Genomic DNA, 19,596 nt, shown 5'->3' with positions numbered 1-19,596 from the left:
TTAATGAAGAAATTAATAATTTTACTATTAACAATTGTCTCTTTGATAGCTGTTTTACCGCAAGATGAAACCTATGCAGAGATGACAGAAATTTTAGATGCACAAAATGTAATCGTGGAAGAAAAAGGTGAGTTTAGAGCTGCATGGCTTTCAAACTTCATCTCAAGTATGCCTAATTATCAAAATGAAGCACAATGGAAAACTGAAGTAACTAAAGTACTTGATACATTAGAATATTTCAATTTCAATGCAGTCATTGTTCACTTTAGAACACATAACAATGCATTATACAAATCTGCAATCAACCCAAGAGCATCATTTATGGCAGGTGTAGCTGATTGGGATGTATTTGACCCAATGTTATGGTTTGTTGAGGAATCACATCGTCGTGGTATTGAGTTCCACGCATGGTTAAACCCATATCGTGTAAGTTCTCAATATAGAGTTGGTTCAATGCCAGCTGCTAACCCGGAATCAAATGCATCAAATGTACTAAATGGTGCAATCTTAAATCCAGGGTTACCAAACGTACGTCAACACATCTATGACACAATCGAAGAAATTATTGAACGTTATCCAGTTGATGCAATCCACTTTGATGATTATTTCTATACAAATATGGGTGCAAACGGTGCAACTACTGGTGCAACAACAATTTTAAGTGAACCAGACCAAGCAACATTTGTTACATATGGTGCTGGTTATAATACATCAAGTGCAGCTTCAAAAGCTGACTGGAGAAGAGAACAAGTAAATATTTTAATTGAAGGTATTCATGATTTATTATCAGATTTTAACGAAGTAACTGGACGTCGTGTTCAATTTGGTATTTCACCAACCGGTATTTATAAAAATGGTAATGGTGTTGTTACTTATGATGCACAAGGAAAACCAATAACAACGGGTTCAGTTTCAACAGGTCAAACACACTATTCATCTTATTTATTTGCTGATTCACTTAAATGGATCTCTGAAGGTTGGTTAGATTACATCTTACCTCAAACTTATTGGGGACATACACATCCTGCTGCAGGATACCAAAACGTGATGGGTTGGTGGGATAAAGTTACTAAATATTTAAATGTAAATCTATACTCAGGTATTGGTGTTTACATGGCTGATGGTACAGGTAACTATTCTTGGTATAATGATCCAGCTGAATTCACAAAACAAATGAATTTCTTAAGAACATTAGAAAATGCACAAGGATTCTCAGTCTATCGTTATAATGATTTATTAAATGGTAAAAATGGACTTACTTCAAATTCTGCAAAACAAGTGAGAGCTGCACATGAATCTTCATGGCAAACGAAAACTCATTTACCAGTTTTACAAAGTTTTGACCCAATTATTCCAAATGCAGTAACAAATATTTCACATACTTCAGGTAATTTAAAATTTGACACTCAAGAAAATGCTAAATTCTATTACGTTTATCGTTCAACTGGTGCATTAAATTACTCAGATGAACAAATCTTTAAAGTTGTTGGTAATTCATCAGATGCACAAATCACTGTACCAACAGGTGATGCAGCTGGTACATATACATATGGTGTGAGAGCAATGTCTCAAACAAACCATTTAGGACCAACATATCAATCAAGCGTACCTCAACCAACAATTAACATTGCTGGTACAAAGGTAGGTTTATTCTATACAAGTGAAGTTACAATTACACTTTCATCTGATTTACCAATTTATTACAAATTAAACAGTGGTGAATATCAATTATATACAACACCAGTTGTTGTAAATTCAAATGGCAATCATACATTCTCATACTATGCCCAAGGTGCAGAAGAAAATTCTAACATTGCATCTGAAAGTTTCTCAGTAGATCGTGTGAATAACGTCTTACCAAATATTACAATTAATGGTAATGTCTTACCAAACGGTCGTTATCAAGTTGGGTCAGCTGTCACAATTACAGCAGCTAGTGGCCAAATTTGGTACAAATATAATCATGGTAACCAATCAATTGATTGGACATTATATACAGGTCCATTTACTTTAGATGATGCAACACTTGTTTCAGGTAATTATGTCATTTATGCAAAAACTAAAGATTCAGGTGGAGTGGACTCTGCTGAAGTTCAAAAAACTTATCAAGTAGGTTATGCACAACCAACATTAGAACTTGCTGGTGAAGGTGAAGATCCAAACTATACATGGTTAGAAATCACAATCAATGCACAATCACCACAACCACAATTTAGAATTAATGGTGGTGCATGGCAAAATTACACAACACCAGTTGATTTTGCTCAATCAGGTACATATAAATTTGAATATCGTAATGCAAATGGTGATACGATACATTCGAAAGAATTTACAATTGTAGGTTTACCTGCAATTCCAAACTATAACATTGAAGGTGATATGGAAGGTATTTACTATGTCTCACCAACCATACTTTCATTTGTAGCACAAGCCGGAAACACAATTAAATATCGCATGCACAATGGTGTTTCATGGGGTTCTTGGACAACATATTCTGAACCTCTAACATTCAACTATAATGGTACATTCACAGTTCAATATAAAGCAGTCAATGCTGGTGGTATTGAAAGTGAAGTTGAAGAAGTCAGAATTCGTATGAATATGCCATATAACGAAGACAATCAATACGTCATTCGTGATGGTCAATTTGTTTATTATTACAATACACAAACACCAGTAGAATTACCTACAACTTATACTGAAAAAGATGAAGAAATTCGTGCAGTATGGGTAGCAACAGTATCAAATATTGATATTGGTTTACATACAAGTCAAGCAGATTATAAAGCGAAAATCATTTCAATCTTAAATAGACTAACTGCGTTAAACTTTAATACTATTTTCTTCCAAACACGTTCTATGAATGATAGTTTCTATCCTTCAGAATATGCACCTTTCTCAAGATACTTAACTGGTACTGAAGGTGTTGATCCAGGTTGGGATGTCTTTGAATATTTAATTACTGAAGCACATAAACGTGGTATTGAAGTCCATGCTTGGATGAATCCTTATCGCGTTTCATCAGGTACCGGAACAAAAGCAGATCAACTTGCACAATTATCAAATGACAACTTTGCAAAACAAAATCCAAGTTATGTTATCCAAGACACATCAGGACATTTAATCTTAAATCCTGGTATTCCTGAAGTTAGACAATACTTATATAACATTATTGCTGAATTAATGGCTAACTACGATGTTGATGGTGTTCACTTCGATGACTATTTCTATAGTTATAACGGTACACCTAATGCTGAAGATGAAGTTGCATTCCTAGCAAATAATCCAAATAGTTTATCACGCGATAATTGGCGTAGAGAAAACATTAACGAACTTGTTAAGACAATCTTTGAAATGGTAGAAACACATAATTCAAGCAATCAAAAAGCTGTTAAATTTGGTATTTCACCATTTGGTATTTGGCAAAACAAAACATCTGATCCAATAGGTTCTAACTCACAAGGCTTACAAAGTTACTCTGCACAATATGCAGATAGCCGTAAGTGGGTTAAAGAAGGTTGGTTACACTATATCATCCCTCAGCTTTACTGGCAATTTAACCATTCAACTGCACGCTTTGCTGATTTAGTTGACTGGTGGGTTGAAACAGTTTCTGGTACAGATGTTAAGTTAATTATTGGTCAAGGTTTCTACCGTTATGCTGAAACATCAAATAACTGGACAGATCAAAATGAATTATTAGAACAAATTCGCTACATGTCACAATATGATGAAATAATTGGTTCATCATTCTTCAGTTATAAGACTTTAAATAGTCCACATGCATTTGTGACACAAGCGATTACAAGACTACAAAATATATTCTGGACAAAACGTGCAACATTCCCGTGGGATACAACAGTATCTGAACCACAGCCAATTGTAAATTACACAGTTACATTTGATACAAATGGTGGTTCAAATGTTGCATATCAAATCGTTCAAGAAGGTATGTTCGCAGAAGAACCAATTGAGCCAACAAAACCTGGCTTTAACTTTGAAGGTTGGTATATTGATCAAGCACTAACACAACGCTTTGACTTTGATACACCAATCACTTCAAATATCACACTTTATGCGAAGTATGAACAAGAACAAGAACCAGTTGTAGAAGTAACCGTTTCATTTAATACAAATGGAGGTTCAGAAGTAGAATCACAAACGGTTCCAAAAGATACACATGCAACAAGACCTACAGCACCAACTAAAGAAGGTTATGACTTTGTTGGATGGTTTAAAGACGAAGCTTTAACACAAGAATTTAGTTTTGGTACAGCTATTTTTGAAGATATGACCTTATATGCTAAATGGCAAGCTAAAACAGTTACACCAGAACCACAACCTGCAACAGGATGTTGGTTCTTATGGGATGCACCAACATTTATGTTAGCTTTACTTGGTGCAATCACTATGTTAGGTTTAGGATTTATCGTATTTAAAAAATACTAGGAGTTAAATATTTGAAAGAGTCTATACGTGCGCTACTTTTGGAAGGTATTCAAGAAGGTAAATTTCCTGGATGCCAATATGCAATCGTAACACCTAATTCAATCGACTTTGATTATGTTGGGCAAAAACAAATAGTCCCAACCGTGGAAGCAACTTTGGGTAATGAAATCTATGACGTGGCATCTTTATCCAAAGTTGTTTCAACCACGACTTTAACATTAAAACTTGTTGAAAAAGGCTTACTTTCTTTTGAAACAACAGTAAGTTCTGTGCTACCACGATTTAAGCATGAACATATTACAATTAAAGACTTACTTGGACATTGTTCAGGACTACCTGCAGATATTAAAAATGCTAAAGCACTAAAGAACAAAGATGAAGTCTTTGAAAAGATTTATGAAATGGGTTTAATCTATGAAACAGGTAAAGATTATGTCTACTCAGACTGTGGATTTATCTTATTAGGCGAAATCATCGAAACAATCACGAAAGAGAAAATCAATAAACTTGCAGAAGCATGGATTTTTAAACCTTTAGGTATGAAAGATTCATCTTACCTGCCTGATTTATCCCGTGTTGTACCAACTGAATTAAGGGAAGATGATGTTTATCAAGGACTTTTAAAAGGTAAGGTACACGATGAGAAAAGTTTTGCTATGGAAGGATTATCTGGTCATGCAGGTTTGTTCTCTACAGCAAGCGATTTAGCGATATTTATACAGTCTATATTAAATGACAAATTTATACTCAGTAAAGAAATGACTGAATACTTGTTTAAACCAATTATTTCAAAAGAAATATCTGGTCTTTCGGTAACAAGAACCTATGGATGGTTAAAACCAGATAAGGGTAGTTTTGCTGGTCATTTTCATGATTTAAATGAAACTATCGGTCATACCGGTTTTACTGGATGTCATATGTTTATCGATAGAAAAAACAAGATAGGTTTTGTTTTATTATCTAATGCTGTTCATCCGAAAAGAGAACTAAATGGTATCATTCCGTTAAGATCTAAAATTGGCGATATCATTTATCAAAAGGGAGGTATTTTATGAAGAAATTTTTTCTAATCCTCATGTTAATTTTAGGTTTCTTTACACTTGTTTCATGTGAAGACCCAAACAAGGAACCTGGTGATGAGGATCCTATTATTGAAGAACCAATCGAAGAAGAACCAGAAATTCCTGAATTTGAAGATTTAGGTAAAGCAAATGTCGGCACACAAAGAAAGATTGTAACCGAAGAGATTGGACTTAAAACTTACTATACATCAAATGCTAATTTAGCAACTGTTGACGCAGATGGCGTCATAAAGTTTCTACAAAAAGGGACAGTTGTCATCACTGAAAATGTAGAAGATGGTAATTCGTCTACTTTTATCATTGAGATCGTAGATGAAATCTTAATAGATGCAAATGCTAACGAAGGTGATACTCAAATTTTAAATGGCCTTAAATTCGTATTTGGTGAAAAATTATTTAGTGATTTAGTTGAAGCAGAAGATATCCTAAATGATGGTACACAAATGACACTCTTAACAGGTGTTTATGAAGGTGATTTAAAGATTGGTAAAAACAATGTAGCAATCAAACGCCAAGGTGAAGTGACATTAAAAGGCAAGCTCACTTTAGATGCTGAAATGATTACAATTAAAGACCTGATATTTGAAGAAAAAGGTTCAATTCATATCACTTCAAATGCTAAAAATGTAAGTATTGAAAATAATACTTTTAGAAATTTAAAAGAGGTTGCAATCACAGCTGAATCATCTAATTCACTACAAATTATTGGAAATACTTTTGAAGCAATAGATAATGATGCGATTACAGTTTTATCAATCCACAGTGGATATTTAAGAGTTAATAAAAACAAATTTGAATCAGTAAAAACAGCAGTTTCAATTGAAACTTCAAGTTATGATGAAACAGCTACCGTTAACGTAGAAAGAAATGAAATTAGTGATGCAATGACAGGATTTATCATTTTATTACAAGGTGAAAAAATTCCAGCGATTGTTCGCTTCAATTCATTAGAAAATTATCATGAGTTAGCTGCAAAAAGTAATTTAAATAGTGGTGTTGACTTTACATTAAATTACTGGGGTATGGAAGAACTCAATTTAAATGACTTTGTTAATATTCCAGAAATGATGTTAATTGGACACTATAAACAAAAAGCAGATATCGTCTCTGAGGTTTCTTATAATCCAAATCAACCACTGGCATTCTTCATTACAAATCCAGTTGAAGAACTTTATGTTAGAGATACATATCAATTAGAATGGGTACATTTACCTTATGAATTGCCACAAGCAAATGTGCAAATTCTAACATCTAAGCAACTCTCACTTAAAGCAGATCAAACAGGTAAACTTGAAGCAATTAGAAGTGGACTTGTTACAATCACTATTCGTTCGACATCTAATAATAAAGTTAGAACAGATATTGATATTTCAGTAATTACTGACCCAGGTATTGATATTACACCTGAGACAAAGGAACAAACACTTATTAAAGGTGATTCAATCAAATTAAACATTTTACCATTCCCATATACACTTGAAAATGAAGCACTTGATATTGTTTCACTTCAACCAAATATTGCAACTGTTGATGAAACAGGTTTAGTGACATCAATTAATGCTGGGGATGTAACAATTCGTGTAAGTTTAAAATCTGATCCATTCGTCTTCAATGAATATACCATTTCATTCTATGAAAATTTAGATGAAAATAATTTATTAGACTTGCTGACAATGTATCAAGTTCATTACTCTAAACTCTATACATATACTGTTACAGGTATTGGAGATCCTTATATAAGAGAGGATCATGAATCAGTTTCTAAGTTCTATTTTGAAAACTTAGAAATTCAAGAAATTTTAGTACCACTCGATCAAGAACATTCAGGTGGTACACGTGGTGGTCAATCACGTCCTGCTGTACCAGCAGATTTACCAACATATAATGCTGCAAATATCTATTGGATCGTTGTCCATGATACTGCTGTGAATACACATGCAGGTTCTGCAGCTTATTATGCACAATATTTAGTAAATAAAGCAATTAGTGGTCCAGAAGATTTTACATCATGGAACTATACGATTGATGATAAAGATACTATTCGACACATTCCTGAAGAAGAAGTTGCATGGCATGCAGGTGATGGTTCAACATTACCTGGTCAAGGTGCATTCCTTGGTGGTGGTAATAAAAACGGCATTGGTATTGAAACCTCTGTAACAATTGGTACAGATATTTATAGAACATGGCAAAGAACAGCTAAATTTGCAGGTGATGCACTTGTGCGTTGGAATTTACCAAGAACTCAAGTGAAATTCCATAGAGATTTCTCTGGTAAGAACTGTCCACAAACATTAATCGCATCTGGTTTAATGCCTTACTTTGAACAAATGGTCGATGTTGAATATAAAGTTGCTAAAAACTTCCAAGATGCAGAAATTTTATTTGAATCTCACAATTTAGATTTACTCGATAATCACGGAAGAATTATTGGTATTCCTGATGTTGCACAAACAGTATCATATACTGTGACAGTTACATTTAATGGTGTAACACAAGCAAGAACTTTCTTTACACATATTCCTGGTTCAATCCGTTAATTGTTTCATATGCTTGAAAAATAAGGTAAAAAAACAATAACCTCTTTTCAAGTCGCTTATATTTCGGTCTAAAGCCGATATAACCTATATATATAGGTATATCGTTTAAAAATAAATAGGAGGGAAAGGATGAAAAAAATATTATTTTCGTTCATGCTATTCTTAAGTGCCCTTTTAATCGTCGCATGTGACGAAGTTGTTGAAGAACCGGTAGAAATTACACTTTCTGCGAATACGACTTTAATCAACTTAAAAGAAGGTGAAACTTTTGAATTAGTTGTAACAACCAATGATGAAGAAGGCTACACTGCTTCAGTATTGGATGAAGAAATTGCTAGTTTAGATGATCTAGTGGTTACAGGTTTAAAACACGGACAAACAAAAATTCGTGTTGAATCTGTATCTAATGAAGCCATATTTTTAGAAATTACACTGAATGTCACAAAGGAGGTAGCAATCTCACTATCTGATATCGAAGGTGTGATTTGGGTTGGGCAATCAATCGAATTAGTATATGAAGCAAATGATGAAGTTACTTTTGAATCATCAGATGAAAGTATTGCGATCATTGATGAAAATGGTTTTGTAGAATTTGTTGGTGCAGGTACTGTGACATTAACAATTAAATCTCTTTTAGACCCTGAAGTAACTGACTCAATCGAAGTGACAGTCTTAAGCTTAGCAGAAGAGATTGTTCTTGTTGGTAATACAAAGGCTAACATCGGAACAAATCGTCAACTGTTAGTTTCATTTGCACCAGTGACTGCTATATCAGGTGTTTCATTCTCTGTTGATGATGACAGTTTAGCTACCATTACAGAGGAAGGTCTAATTACTTTCTTAAAAACTGGTAAAGTTAAAGTAACAGCAACCTATGAATTAAACCCTGAACTTGTTGCAGAACTTGAAATTGACATCTTTGATATCGTTTATTTAGATGCATCCGTTCAATCAGGCTCAATCGAACACGAAGGATTAGATTTTGTCTTTGGTGAGAGATTATTTAACAAATTTGCAGATCTAGATTCTGTACTAACTGAAGAAACTGAAGTGATCGTTGCTGCAGGCACATATAATGATTCATTTACAATTACTTCTAGTTTCAATTTAACTAAATTAGGTGTTATTAAGTTAGGTGGTTTAATCACAATTGATGCACCAAATCTAACAATTTCAGGTTTTGAATTTGTAGAAAATGGTGGTATTTTAGCAAAACCATCTGCAACAAACCTTTCAATTGTTTCAAACAAATTTGAAGGTTTAGCAGAAGATGCGATTGTAATTGAAGAAGCTAATGGTTTAACCATTAATCAAAATGATTTTGTTAACCTATCAAAAGATGGTATCAAAGTACTAGACTTTAAAACTGGTGATATTACAATTCTTAAAAATAAATTTAATCAAGCTGGTATTGCAATTTCAGTATTAGGCGAACAATATCAATCAAATTCAAAATTAAGCATTCAAAGAAATGAAATTCAAAATGTTAAGTCTGGATTTTCGATTTTGTTAGGTGAACAACAAATTTCAGCAATTGTTCGTTTTAATTCACTTGCATCATTTAGTGAAGAAGCCGCAATTGCTAATAGAGATTATGTCGATTTCACATTAAACCATTGGGGTTCAGCTGAACTTGATTTAAATGATTTTGAAGGTATTCCAGAAAGAATGTTATTAGGACATTACAAACAAAAGAATAATATTCCTTCAGAAGCATCATATAACCCAGCAGTGCCACAGTTTATCTTTATTACAAATCCAATTGAAGAAATCTTTATTGGATCAACATTTAAACTAGAATGGGATTATTTACCATATGAATTAACCGGTGCAAGATTTAGATTAATTACAACAGATGCAGAAGTACTTATGCCAAATGATAATGGAATTCTCACACCAAAACGTTCTGGTCTTGCAACAATTACAGTAAGAAGTGCGAATGCTGCAACGATTAATACTGTCATCACAATTTCAGTTACAACTGACCCAGGTATTGATATTATCCCTTCTCAAAAAGAACAAAACTTAGTTATAGGGGATAAAGTGACATTAGAAGCTGTACCATTCCCATATACATTATCGAATGAAGCAGTAACTTATGAATCATTAAATACAAATATTGCAACTGTTACAGAAAATGGTGAAGTCACTGGTCTACAAGCAGGTGATGTTATCATTCGTGTCAGATTACAGTCTGATCCATCGGTATATAATGATTACACTGTACAATTCTTTGAAAGTTTAGATTCGAACAATTTACTTGATTTATTAACAATCTATCAAGTCGGATACACACAAGAATATCGTTATGATGTTATTGGTACAGGTATGACATTTAAGAATGTGGATTATGAGTCAGTTTCAAAATATTATTTTGATAACAATATAGAGGTGAATACTTCTAAGATGGTGCCAGTTTCTAATGGTATCCGTCCAGGCATTAAAAAACCTGCACATCCTGCAGGTATCACAACATATAATCCTCAAAATGTATATTGGTTAACAATCCATGATACAGCAAATAATGCTCCAGGTTCTGGTGCTTTATCGCATGCTAATTATCTATATAATGCTGCAATGGTGGGTACTGTTTTAAATACATCATGGACATATACAATGGATGATGAATATTTATATCAACACGTACCAGAAGACGAAGTTTCATATCATGCAGGTGACGGTTCAACATTACCAGGACAATCAGCTACCTATTTAGGTGGTGGTAACAGAAATGGTATTGCGATTGAAATGTCAGTTGCTCAAGATGATGATATTTACCGTGTATGGCAAAGAACAGCTAAGTTTGCTACGCAAAGAATGGTTTATTATAATCTTCCACGTGGACATTTAAGATTCCATAGAGATTTCTCGGGTAAGATTTGTCCAAATACTTTAATTAATTCAGGACTTGTTTCATATTTCCAAGAATTTGCTGATGTTGAATATCAAGTATGGAAAGAATTTGCTGATGCGACAATTGGAATGACATCGCATAATCCTGAAATTTTAGATGATCATGGCCGCATTATTGCAAAACCTAATCATGCAACAACTATTTCATACACAATTAACATCGAATATATGGGACAATCTATGTCACGTACATTCTTTGTACATATTCCTGGTACAATTCGCTAAAAATTAGGTAAAACATGAAAAAATATTTCATAATGTAAAAATTATGACATAATCTTGTAAGAACTTGTAAATTAGTTTGACAGCGCTTTCATATTTCATTAAAATGAAAGGGTAAACTCAAAAAAAATCAAAAAGAGGGAGTAGTAAAAAATGAAAAAAATTATAGCTATGCTATTATTTTGCTTCGCTGTGTTAGTTGTGCTTGCACCATCTTACGCAGACGAAACTGACGGAATGATTGAAATCTATCCGTATGGTGACCCAGGTGCCTTATATGGACCTTCAACAATTTATACTTTAGTTGGAGATTCTAACTGGGACTTCGAATTCAATAACTATCGTTACCACATCGTAAGAAGTGGTGTTAAATGGGCAAGCTCATTTAATGATGCTAATGCAGATGGTTATTTCTCAGCAAGTGAAATCGGACCTGCATTATCATGGAACGCTTTTGCTTCTGTAATTATCAACGATACTGAAGATGATATCGAACTTTCAACTACAAACAACCGTACAGACTTAACGACAGTTGTTCAACGTATTTACACATACTACAATCAAGATGGTAAATTAATGATGTTCGAAGACCATATCTTCCAATATTACATCCATAATGATGGTACAGATGCTACTGAAAACGCTGATTGGAGATTAGCTACTGAATCAGAAAAAGCTGCGTTTATCGCTGCTGGTGCTGATGCTGCTACATTAACTCCAAATACTCGTTATTCACATATCCGTATGATGGTTGATCCAGCAGAAGATAAAGGTTATGTATTAGAACCAATCGGTTACTTAGGTTGGACTAACCCAGACTTAGTTGATCTTCCAGAAAATGAAAGATCATTATTCATCTTAACTGACCCAAGAAACGTTGCAATTCCTGCAGGTTGGACAGTTATGTCATTCGGTACAAAAGACCGTGATGCTGATGGTGTTAGATCAAAAGCTACTGAATTAATCGCTTCAATGCCATTAGTTATCGCAGATAAAGATACTGAACTTAGAGCTTCATTCTTATATAAAGCTTTAGCTCCTGCATTTGCTGGAATTACTGCACAAGATGATGATCCAAACACTCCAGGCGTACAAATCGTCATCGATCATAATGGTTCATTTAATTTATCAAACGCTGTGAATGTTTCATGGGTAAGAATGTTTGATGAAGGCGGTGCAATCATTAATGAGACTGAAAAATTATCTTATGCTGTTGATATTATGCAAGGTGAAGAAGTCTTAGAAACTATCGAATTTGTTTATGATTCTGAATTAGATAAATACACTCCATCAGCTGCTGTTACAGCAATCGATACTACAGAATTCGGTGCTGCTTATGTTGCTAAATATTACACAACAAGCCCAGAAGGAAAAGAATCTGTTGTTTTAGTAGACGTTGTTGTTGGTGTAATTCCTCCACGTTTTATTGGCATTTCTAATAGATTCCATGATGAAGATCAACCAATCGATCTTTTAGGTTCAATTACAGCTGTTGATGGTGAAGGTAATGACATGACTGATGACATTGTAATCACTTATCCTGCGTCATTCAATCCATTCTACCCACAACCTGGTGTTTATAAGATTGATTTACAATTAACTCAACACATCCATATTGAAGGTACTCCGGATGTAGATCCAGTTGTTTTCTTAAACGGTATTCAATGGTCAAACGTTTACATCAATGAAAAAGTTGGTAACTTTACTGATAAAGTAACTATTTTCTGGGGTGCTGACTTCGTTTATAATGAAACTGGTTATGCAACAATGGTTATCATGGAAGTAAGTGCTGAAGGTAAATTAATTCAAGCTGTTGACAGAACTAACTGGCAATTATGGAATTCAGAATTCCCAACTCGTGCGCAAGGCCCTACAAATGTAATGGATTCGGATGCTAAAGTTAAAGCTTGGGTAGAAGCTGCTGCTGACAATGGTTCATACATTGTTATTGCTGGTAACGTTTCAGTAAACGGTACATCTTCATTAACTGCTGCAAGAGCTACTGCATTTGATACAACAGTTGTTACACCGCATGTTCAAGGTATTCCTGACCAAGATCACTATATCGTAATTAATAATTCATACACACTAACAGTAGATGATAGAACAGCTCCAGTTGCTATGGTTGTTAACTCAAACTATCGTGTAAATGCATCACAATTTGCTAATGCTTCTCAAGCAATCTTAGCAAACGTTGTTGCTTACGATAACTACGATACACCATCACAACTTGCTATGTTTGTTGAATCAAATGGTGGTTTAAACTTAAATGTACCTGGTACATATAATGTAATGGTTGCAGTAGAGGACCGTGCTGGTAACTCAACTACAGCTTCATTCTCAGTTACAGTCGTTGCTGCTCCAGCTTCTGGTGATCAACTTGCTGCGTTAAACGCACAAATCACTGCATTACAAAATGCTTTAGATGCTGCTTTAGCTGCAAACGATGAAATGGGCGAAGATTTAGAAGACTTACAAGCTGAATTAGCTGCTTTACAAGCTGAACTTGCTGCTAAAGTTGCTCAATTACAAGACTTAATTGATTCATTAGAAGAACAAATCGGTGAATTAGAAGACAATGTTGGTGCATTACCTGTTGATGCTGGTTGTGCTGCATTATTCAACGTTTCAAATATTTCACTTTCATTATTAGGTTTATTAACATTAAGTGGTCTAGCATTCTTCTTATTCAAGAGAAAATACTAAGATCTAACTATATAAGCAACTAGTGATATAACAAAGAGGGGGACTACTAATTTAGGAGTCCCCTTCAATTTCTTACATGATGAAAGAAGGTGACACCATGTATCCTTATATGTTTGGTATAGAAGGTTTTGAAACCTACTATGTTTTGATTATTATTGGCGTCTTTTTCTCACTTGCTGCATTCCGTATGGTAATGAAGTATTACAAAGTAGAAGTTGATGTTTATGAGTTTTATCTAAAATTGATACTTGTATCAATGGTGGTAGGCTTTATATTTGCATTTTTATTCCAACAACTTTATAACCTAATTGATGCACTTGAAAAAGGTAGAGAATATCAAGCTCAAGGTATGACTTTAATGGGTGGTGTAGTAGGTGGTATAACTGTATGGCTCATTGGTTCAAAATTCTTTGCACCAGAAAAAGCAAAAGCAAAATTCTTCCACGTAACCAATGTTGCAATCTTTTCAGTAATGATTGGACAAACATTTGGTCGTATTGGTTGTGTGATGGCAGGATGCTGTTTCGGTATCGATACGGATGAATGGTATGGTATGACTTTCCATACACATGATCATGCAGTTGTACCGACACAATTATTTGAAGCAATTTTTGTTGGATTACTCGTTTTAGTAGGCATTTATTTAATAAGAAAAATGAAGATTAATTATATGGTCTTCCTATACTTTATTGCCTATCCAATCTTTAGATTCTTTATTGAATATTTTAGAGGAGATGAACGCGGTACATTCTTACCATTGTTCTCACCTTCACAATGGCAAAGTGTGGGTATGTTTGCAGTTGCAACACTTTTACTTGTCCGTTATATCAAAAATCCATTTGATACTCGCTTTAAAGGATTTGATCTAGCAGAAAATAATTAAAAGTAAGCGTTTTATCATATTTTCACACACAATGAAAACCCTTTTGAAAAAATATTTAATAATATGAAAAAGTTTCGAGAATTAGGAAAAAATATACTACGTATATAGTATAATTAAGTTGATTAAAAACTATAAAAACAAAAGAAAGAAGGGAATATAATGAAGAAGATTTATAGCATTCTTACAATTTTCGCTTTCGCTTTATTACTAGTCGCTTGTGGTGACACAACTGGCGGTGGCGGAAATATTACACCTGATCCAGATCCGGATCCGGATCCAGATCCAGTTGAAGTTGATCCAACTGCAAGTTTCGCAGGATTAACTGATATTGAAATTACTCAAGGGGATAGTTTTGACCCTATGACTGGTGTTACAGCAACAGATACAGTTGATGGTAACGTTACTAACCGTATTACAGTTACTGGTGCTGTATTAACAAATACACCTGGTACTTATGTATTAACTTATAAAGTTGTTGGTTCAGATGGTAAAACCGTTCAAGGTACAAGAACAATTACAGTTAAACCTGGTTCAAATTTACCACCGGCAACTGAAATTGTTATTATGCACGGTGCGGTTCATGAAATTGACCCATTCCATCCAAACTATACTGGTAGAGAAACATTAGCGCGTCAAGCTAAACAAAGAGAAGTTGAAGACCGCTTAAATGTTAAAGTTATTTATAAACCATATCCTGCATCAGCAGCTTGGGGTCCTTCACGTGTTGAAGCAATCATCCAAGGTTCAGTATCTGGTACACCACTTGCTGACATTTATTGGACAACATCTGACTGGACTGCACAACTTGCAAGTGGTAACGCAATTGTTCCAGTTGATAAATACTTAGCAACTCATGGTAACAAAATTACTCAAGAAGTTATTGAGTTAGGTTCATGGAATGATCAATTCTGGTCATTCATGGTAAATAGACCTACAGTTGACGTTGGTCTATACTACAACTCAGACTTAGTTGAACAATTAGGTATCGAAAATCCATCTGAACTATTCTTAAATGGTGAATGGACTTGGACTAAATTTGATCAATGGGCAAGTGCTGCTAAATCAGCATTAACAGTTATGGGTGATGATTACTATGCATTAGGTGGCGTTCTTGCTAACTATGCAGAAAACATGGTTCCATTAAATGGTGGTGCATTAATCAATGCTAAATCAGGACGTGTTGCATTCCATCAAACTCCAGCGTTAGAAACTTACGCATTCATCAAAACATTATGGGATAAAGGTTTATTCGAACCAGGCGGACAATTTGACGCAGGTTCACCATCATGGCAAGCAGGTAAAGTCTTAATGCATCCAGGTTCATTCTGGTTCTTAGGTTCTCCTGATCGTTGGGGTGGTTTAAACTTCAAATTAAGCTTTGTTCCTTATCCAATGTCAGAAGCATACATCGATAAAGGTGGCGAATATGTTTCACCAATCGGTGGTGTTGCAGTATTCAATATCGCATCTGGTATGTCAGCTGCTAAAGAAGAATTAGCTTTCCAAGTTTGGAATGAAATCCAAATGTGGAAGACTGATGAAGAATTCGAAGACGAATTCATGATTTCATTAGAAACAAAATTAAATGATCAAGCTTCTATTGATGCTTACTTAGCAATCTATAAGAATGTAACACTTGATCTCATTGGTGCGCTTGGTATCTCTAAATATGGTTCTACAGGTTGGACTGCGAAAATCAGTGCAGCTATTAAAGCCGGAGATTACAGATCACAAATGGAAGCAATTGAACCAATCTATTCTGCAGCGCTTGAAGCGTACTTAAGCGGAAATTAATAATTCGAACTTGGTATATACCTTCCTTAAGGGGAATTTCCTTTAAGGAAGGTTATACCATTTTCATGAGGTGAGACTTTTGAAAAAATTACACATATTTGCTTTAATAGCCTGTATTGCTATCATTTTATTTTTAGTCATTGATGCAGTTTCTATTGCATTTGATACAAACTATCTAAAATATAACCGTACAGTTAACGTCACAAGTGAACGTGAATCATCCGATGAGTCATATGTAAAAAACTATGAAAACTACGTGGAAAGTCATCCACTTCATTTTCCATTGGATAAAGAAATTATCGTTTACGCAAAGGATATCGATACATTCGTAGGGGATTTTGAAATTCTTTACAATTATGCGGATATGCCATCTGCATTATTAACTAAAGAAGAAGGTTCCTTCACATATCGTATAGATATCGAAGAAGCAGGTTTTTACCATATTAAAGTGAACTATTATTCATATCCTGGTAAATCATCAGCCATCGAACGTTCTATTAAGATTAATGGAGAGTCACCATTCATTGCTGCCGAAAATATCGTATTTGATCGTTATTATGGCAACAAGGAAGACATTTATCAAGACTACTTAGGTAACGACATTAGACCTAGTCAAGAAGAAAAACCAATGTGGAGTGAAGTCTTTATAAAGGATTCATTAGGTTATATTGATTCACCTTTCTACTTCTATTTTGAAGAAGGTGAAAATACATTCACTATTGAATCTTTACGTGAACCATTACTTATTCGTTCATTCACTATTGAATCTATTCAAGAACTTCCAAGTTATGCTGATATGAAAGCATCTTATGATTTAGCAGGATATCAAACTGTAAATCGTGATTTACAATTCATCCAAGCTGAGAATGCGCTATTCACAACTTCTCCAACACTTTATCCTTTAAATGATAGAACATCTGCAAAAACAATGCCATCAGATCCAAATTTAATCAAGTTAAATACGATTGGTGGAACAAACTGGGGAACAGCTGGTGACAAAATCACATGGCAATTTGAAGTTGAAGAAGCTGGTTTATATCAAATGAGCTTACGTGTTAAACAACGTTTAGCATCAGGTATGGCAGTATTCAGAAACATCTATATTGATGATCAAATTCCTTTCAAAGAATTAGAAAACTATGCGTTTGTTAACTCTAATGACTGGAGAATCCAAACTTTAGGTACAAATGAAGAAGCATTCCTTTTCTACTTTGAACCAGGTATTCATGAATTAACAATGGAAGTATCACTGGGAGTTTATGGAAGTTTAATTTCAGATCTTCAAGATGTTATTAACAACTTAAATAAAATTTATCGTGAAATCTTAATCTTCACAGGTCCATCACCAGACCCATATCGTGACTATGAGTTGATGAACCGCATTCCAGATTTACTTTCACGTTTAGAAGAAGAACGTGATGTCTTAAATGCAGTTAGAGATGCATTAATTGAAATCTCTGGTGCAAGATCAGAAAAAACAGGTATCCTAGATACTGTTATTGTTCAACTTGAAGACTTCTTGGAAAAACCAAGAGAAATTCAAAAGAACTTATCTACATATGTATCAAATATTTCATCACTCGGTACGCTTGTTATTATGTTATCAAGCCAACCTTTAGAAATTGACTATTTCGTTTTACATCAACCAGATGCTAAATTACCTGATACAACAGCAATGTTCTTTGAACGCACATTATATGATTTCAGAGCATTTATGGCAACATTCACAACTGACTATTCAGCAGTTGGTAGAAGAGACACTGGTGAAGTAAATGAAACAATCGAAGTTTGGTTATCACTTGGTCAAGACCAAGCAAATATTCTTCGTAAATTAATTGATGAATCATTTGCACCAGATTCTAAGATTCAAGTGGATTTAAAACTTGTTGCGGGTAATGCATTACTTCCAGCAACACTTGCAGGACGTGGACCGGATGTTGCAATTGGTCAATCTAACTCAACTCCAGTTAACTATGCACTACGTAATGCAACTTATGACTTAACTAATTTTGATGATTTTGATGTAATTGCACAACAATTCATGCCAAGTGCATTCGTTCCATACAATTATTTAGATGGTTATTATGCACTACCAGAACAACAAATCTTCTTAATGATGTTCTATCGTACAGACATCTTTGATGAGTTAGGGTTAACACCACCAAACACATGGAAAGAAGTGCTAGAAATGATTCCATCACTTCAAAAACATAACCTTGAATTCTATCTACCAGTACCATTAACAGATGGCTCTACAACGGCATTACCACCGAACCCAATCTTCTCAACTATGTTCTATCAAAATGATGGACAGTTCTACCTAAATGGAAATAGTGAATCAGGATTTAACGATGGTTTAGGACCACAAGTATTTGAAACTTGGACAAGTTTCTACACAGATTATTCATTCCCTGTTGAAGCAAACTTTGCTAACCGTTTTAGATCAGGTCAAATGCCAATTGGTATTACTTATTACAACACATACAACACATTATCAGTCTTTGCACCAGAAATCCGTGGTAAATGGAATTTCATCGCAGTACCAGGAACTGAGTACGTAGATGAAAATGGTGATACTCAAATTAGAAGAGAAACAGTATCTACAGGTACTGGTTCAATCATCTTAAATCAATCAGATAAAAAAGAAGCTGCATGGGAGTTCTTAAAATGGTGGACTTCTACAGCAACTCAAGTACGTTTCGGACGTGAAATGGAAGGTATCTTGGGTGCAGCAGCACGTTTCCCAACTGCAAATATTGCAGCGATGGAACAACTTCCTTGGACATTAAACGAAATGACTAAACTTAAAGAACAATGGGAATGGGTAAGAGGCATTCCAGAAGTTCCAGGTGGATATATGACAGGACGTCATCTAGACAACGCCTTCAGATTAGTTTATAACGATGCAGCAAATCCAAGAGAAACAATTTACGACTATGTTCAAATGATCAATCAAGAAATTGAGAAAAAACGTCGTGAATTCGGTTTAGAGTAGAAATGAGGATTT

Annotated in this window: 8 protein-coding genes; all 8 read left to right on the top strand. The window is 34.5% G+C overall.

From position 1 onward, the window contains the following. Window positions 1-3: 3 nt before the first annotated feature. Window positions 4-4,449, top strand: coding sequence for a family 10 glycosylhydrolase (locus JV173_RS04530; RefSeq protein WP_205735102.1), 4,446 nt, complete (start codon window positions 4-6; stop codon window positions 4,447-4,449). A gap of 11 nt (window positions 4,450-4,460) precedes the next feature. Continuing rightward, window positions 4,461-5,504, top strand: a complete 1,044-nt coding sequence (locus JV173_RS04525) for a serine hydrolase domain-containing protein (RefSeq protein ID WP_205735101.1) — start codon at window positions 4,461-4,463, stop codon at window positions 5,502-5,504. After that, window positions 5,501-8,071 carry an N-acetylmuramoyl-L-alanine amidase gene (locus tag JV173_RS04520; protein WP_205735100.1) on the top strand — a complete coding sequence of 857 codons (2,571 nt, stop codon included), beginning with the start codon at window positions 5,501-5,503 and terminating at the stop codon, window positions 8,069-8,071. The genes JV173_RS04525 and JV173_RS04520 overlap by 4 nt, the downstream gene beginning before the upstream one ends. A 129-nt stretch (window positions 8,072-8,200) precedes the next feature. After that, entirely contained in the window at window positions 8,201-11,209 is a 3,009-nt protein-coding gene (locus tag JV173_RS04515; protein WP_205735099.1) for an Ig-like domain-containing protein, read from the top strand. 150 nt (window positions 11,210-11,359) lie between these two features. Next, on the top strand, window positions 11,360-13,912 hold the full coding sequence (locus tag JV173_RS04510; protein WP_205735098.1) for a hypothetical protein: 2,553 nt from the start codon (window positions 11,360-11,362) through the stop codon (window positions 13,910-13,912). A 76-nt stretch (window positions 13,913-13,988) separates the two neighbouring features. Continuing rightward, window positions 13,989-14,795: a prolipoprotein diacylglyceryl transferase gene (locus JV173_RS04505; RefSeq protein ID WP_205735097.1), complete on the top strand. Its 807-nt coding sequence runs from the start codon at window positions 13,989-13,991 to the stop codon at window positions 14,793-14,795. A 159-nt stretch (window positions 14,796-14,954) separates the two neighbouring features. Beyond that, window positions 14,955-16,589: an extracellular solute-binding protein gene (locus JV173_RS04500; protein WP_205735096.1), complete on the top strand. Its 1,635-nt coding sequence runs from the start codon at window positions 14,955-14,957 to the stop codon at window positions 16,587-16,589. 70 nt (window positions 16,590-16,659) lie between these two features. After that, entirely contained in the window at window positions 16,660-19,584 is a 2,925-nt protein-coding gene (locus JV173_RS04495) for an extracellular solute-binding protein (protein WP_205735095.1), read from the top strand. The last annotated feature ends 12 nt before the right edge of the window (window positions 19,585-19,596 follow it).

Origin of the sequence: Acholeplasma equirhinis (assembly GCF_017052655.1) — a bacterium.
Taxonomy (GTDB): Bacteria; Bacillota_I; Bacilli_A; order Acholeplasmatales; family Acholeplasmataceae; genus Acholeplasma; species Acholeplasma equirhinis.
The sequence above is the reverse complement of the archived record's forward strand: the minus strand, read 5'-3'. Positions and strand labels throughout refer to the sequence as shown.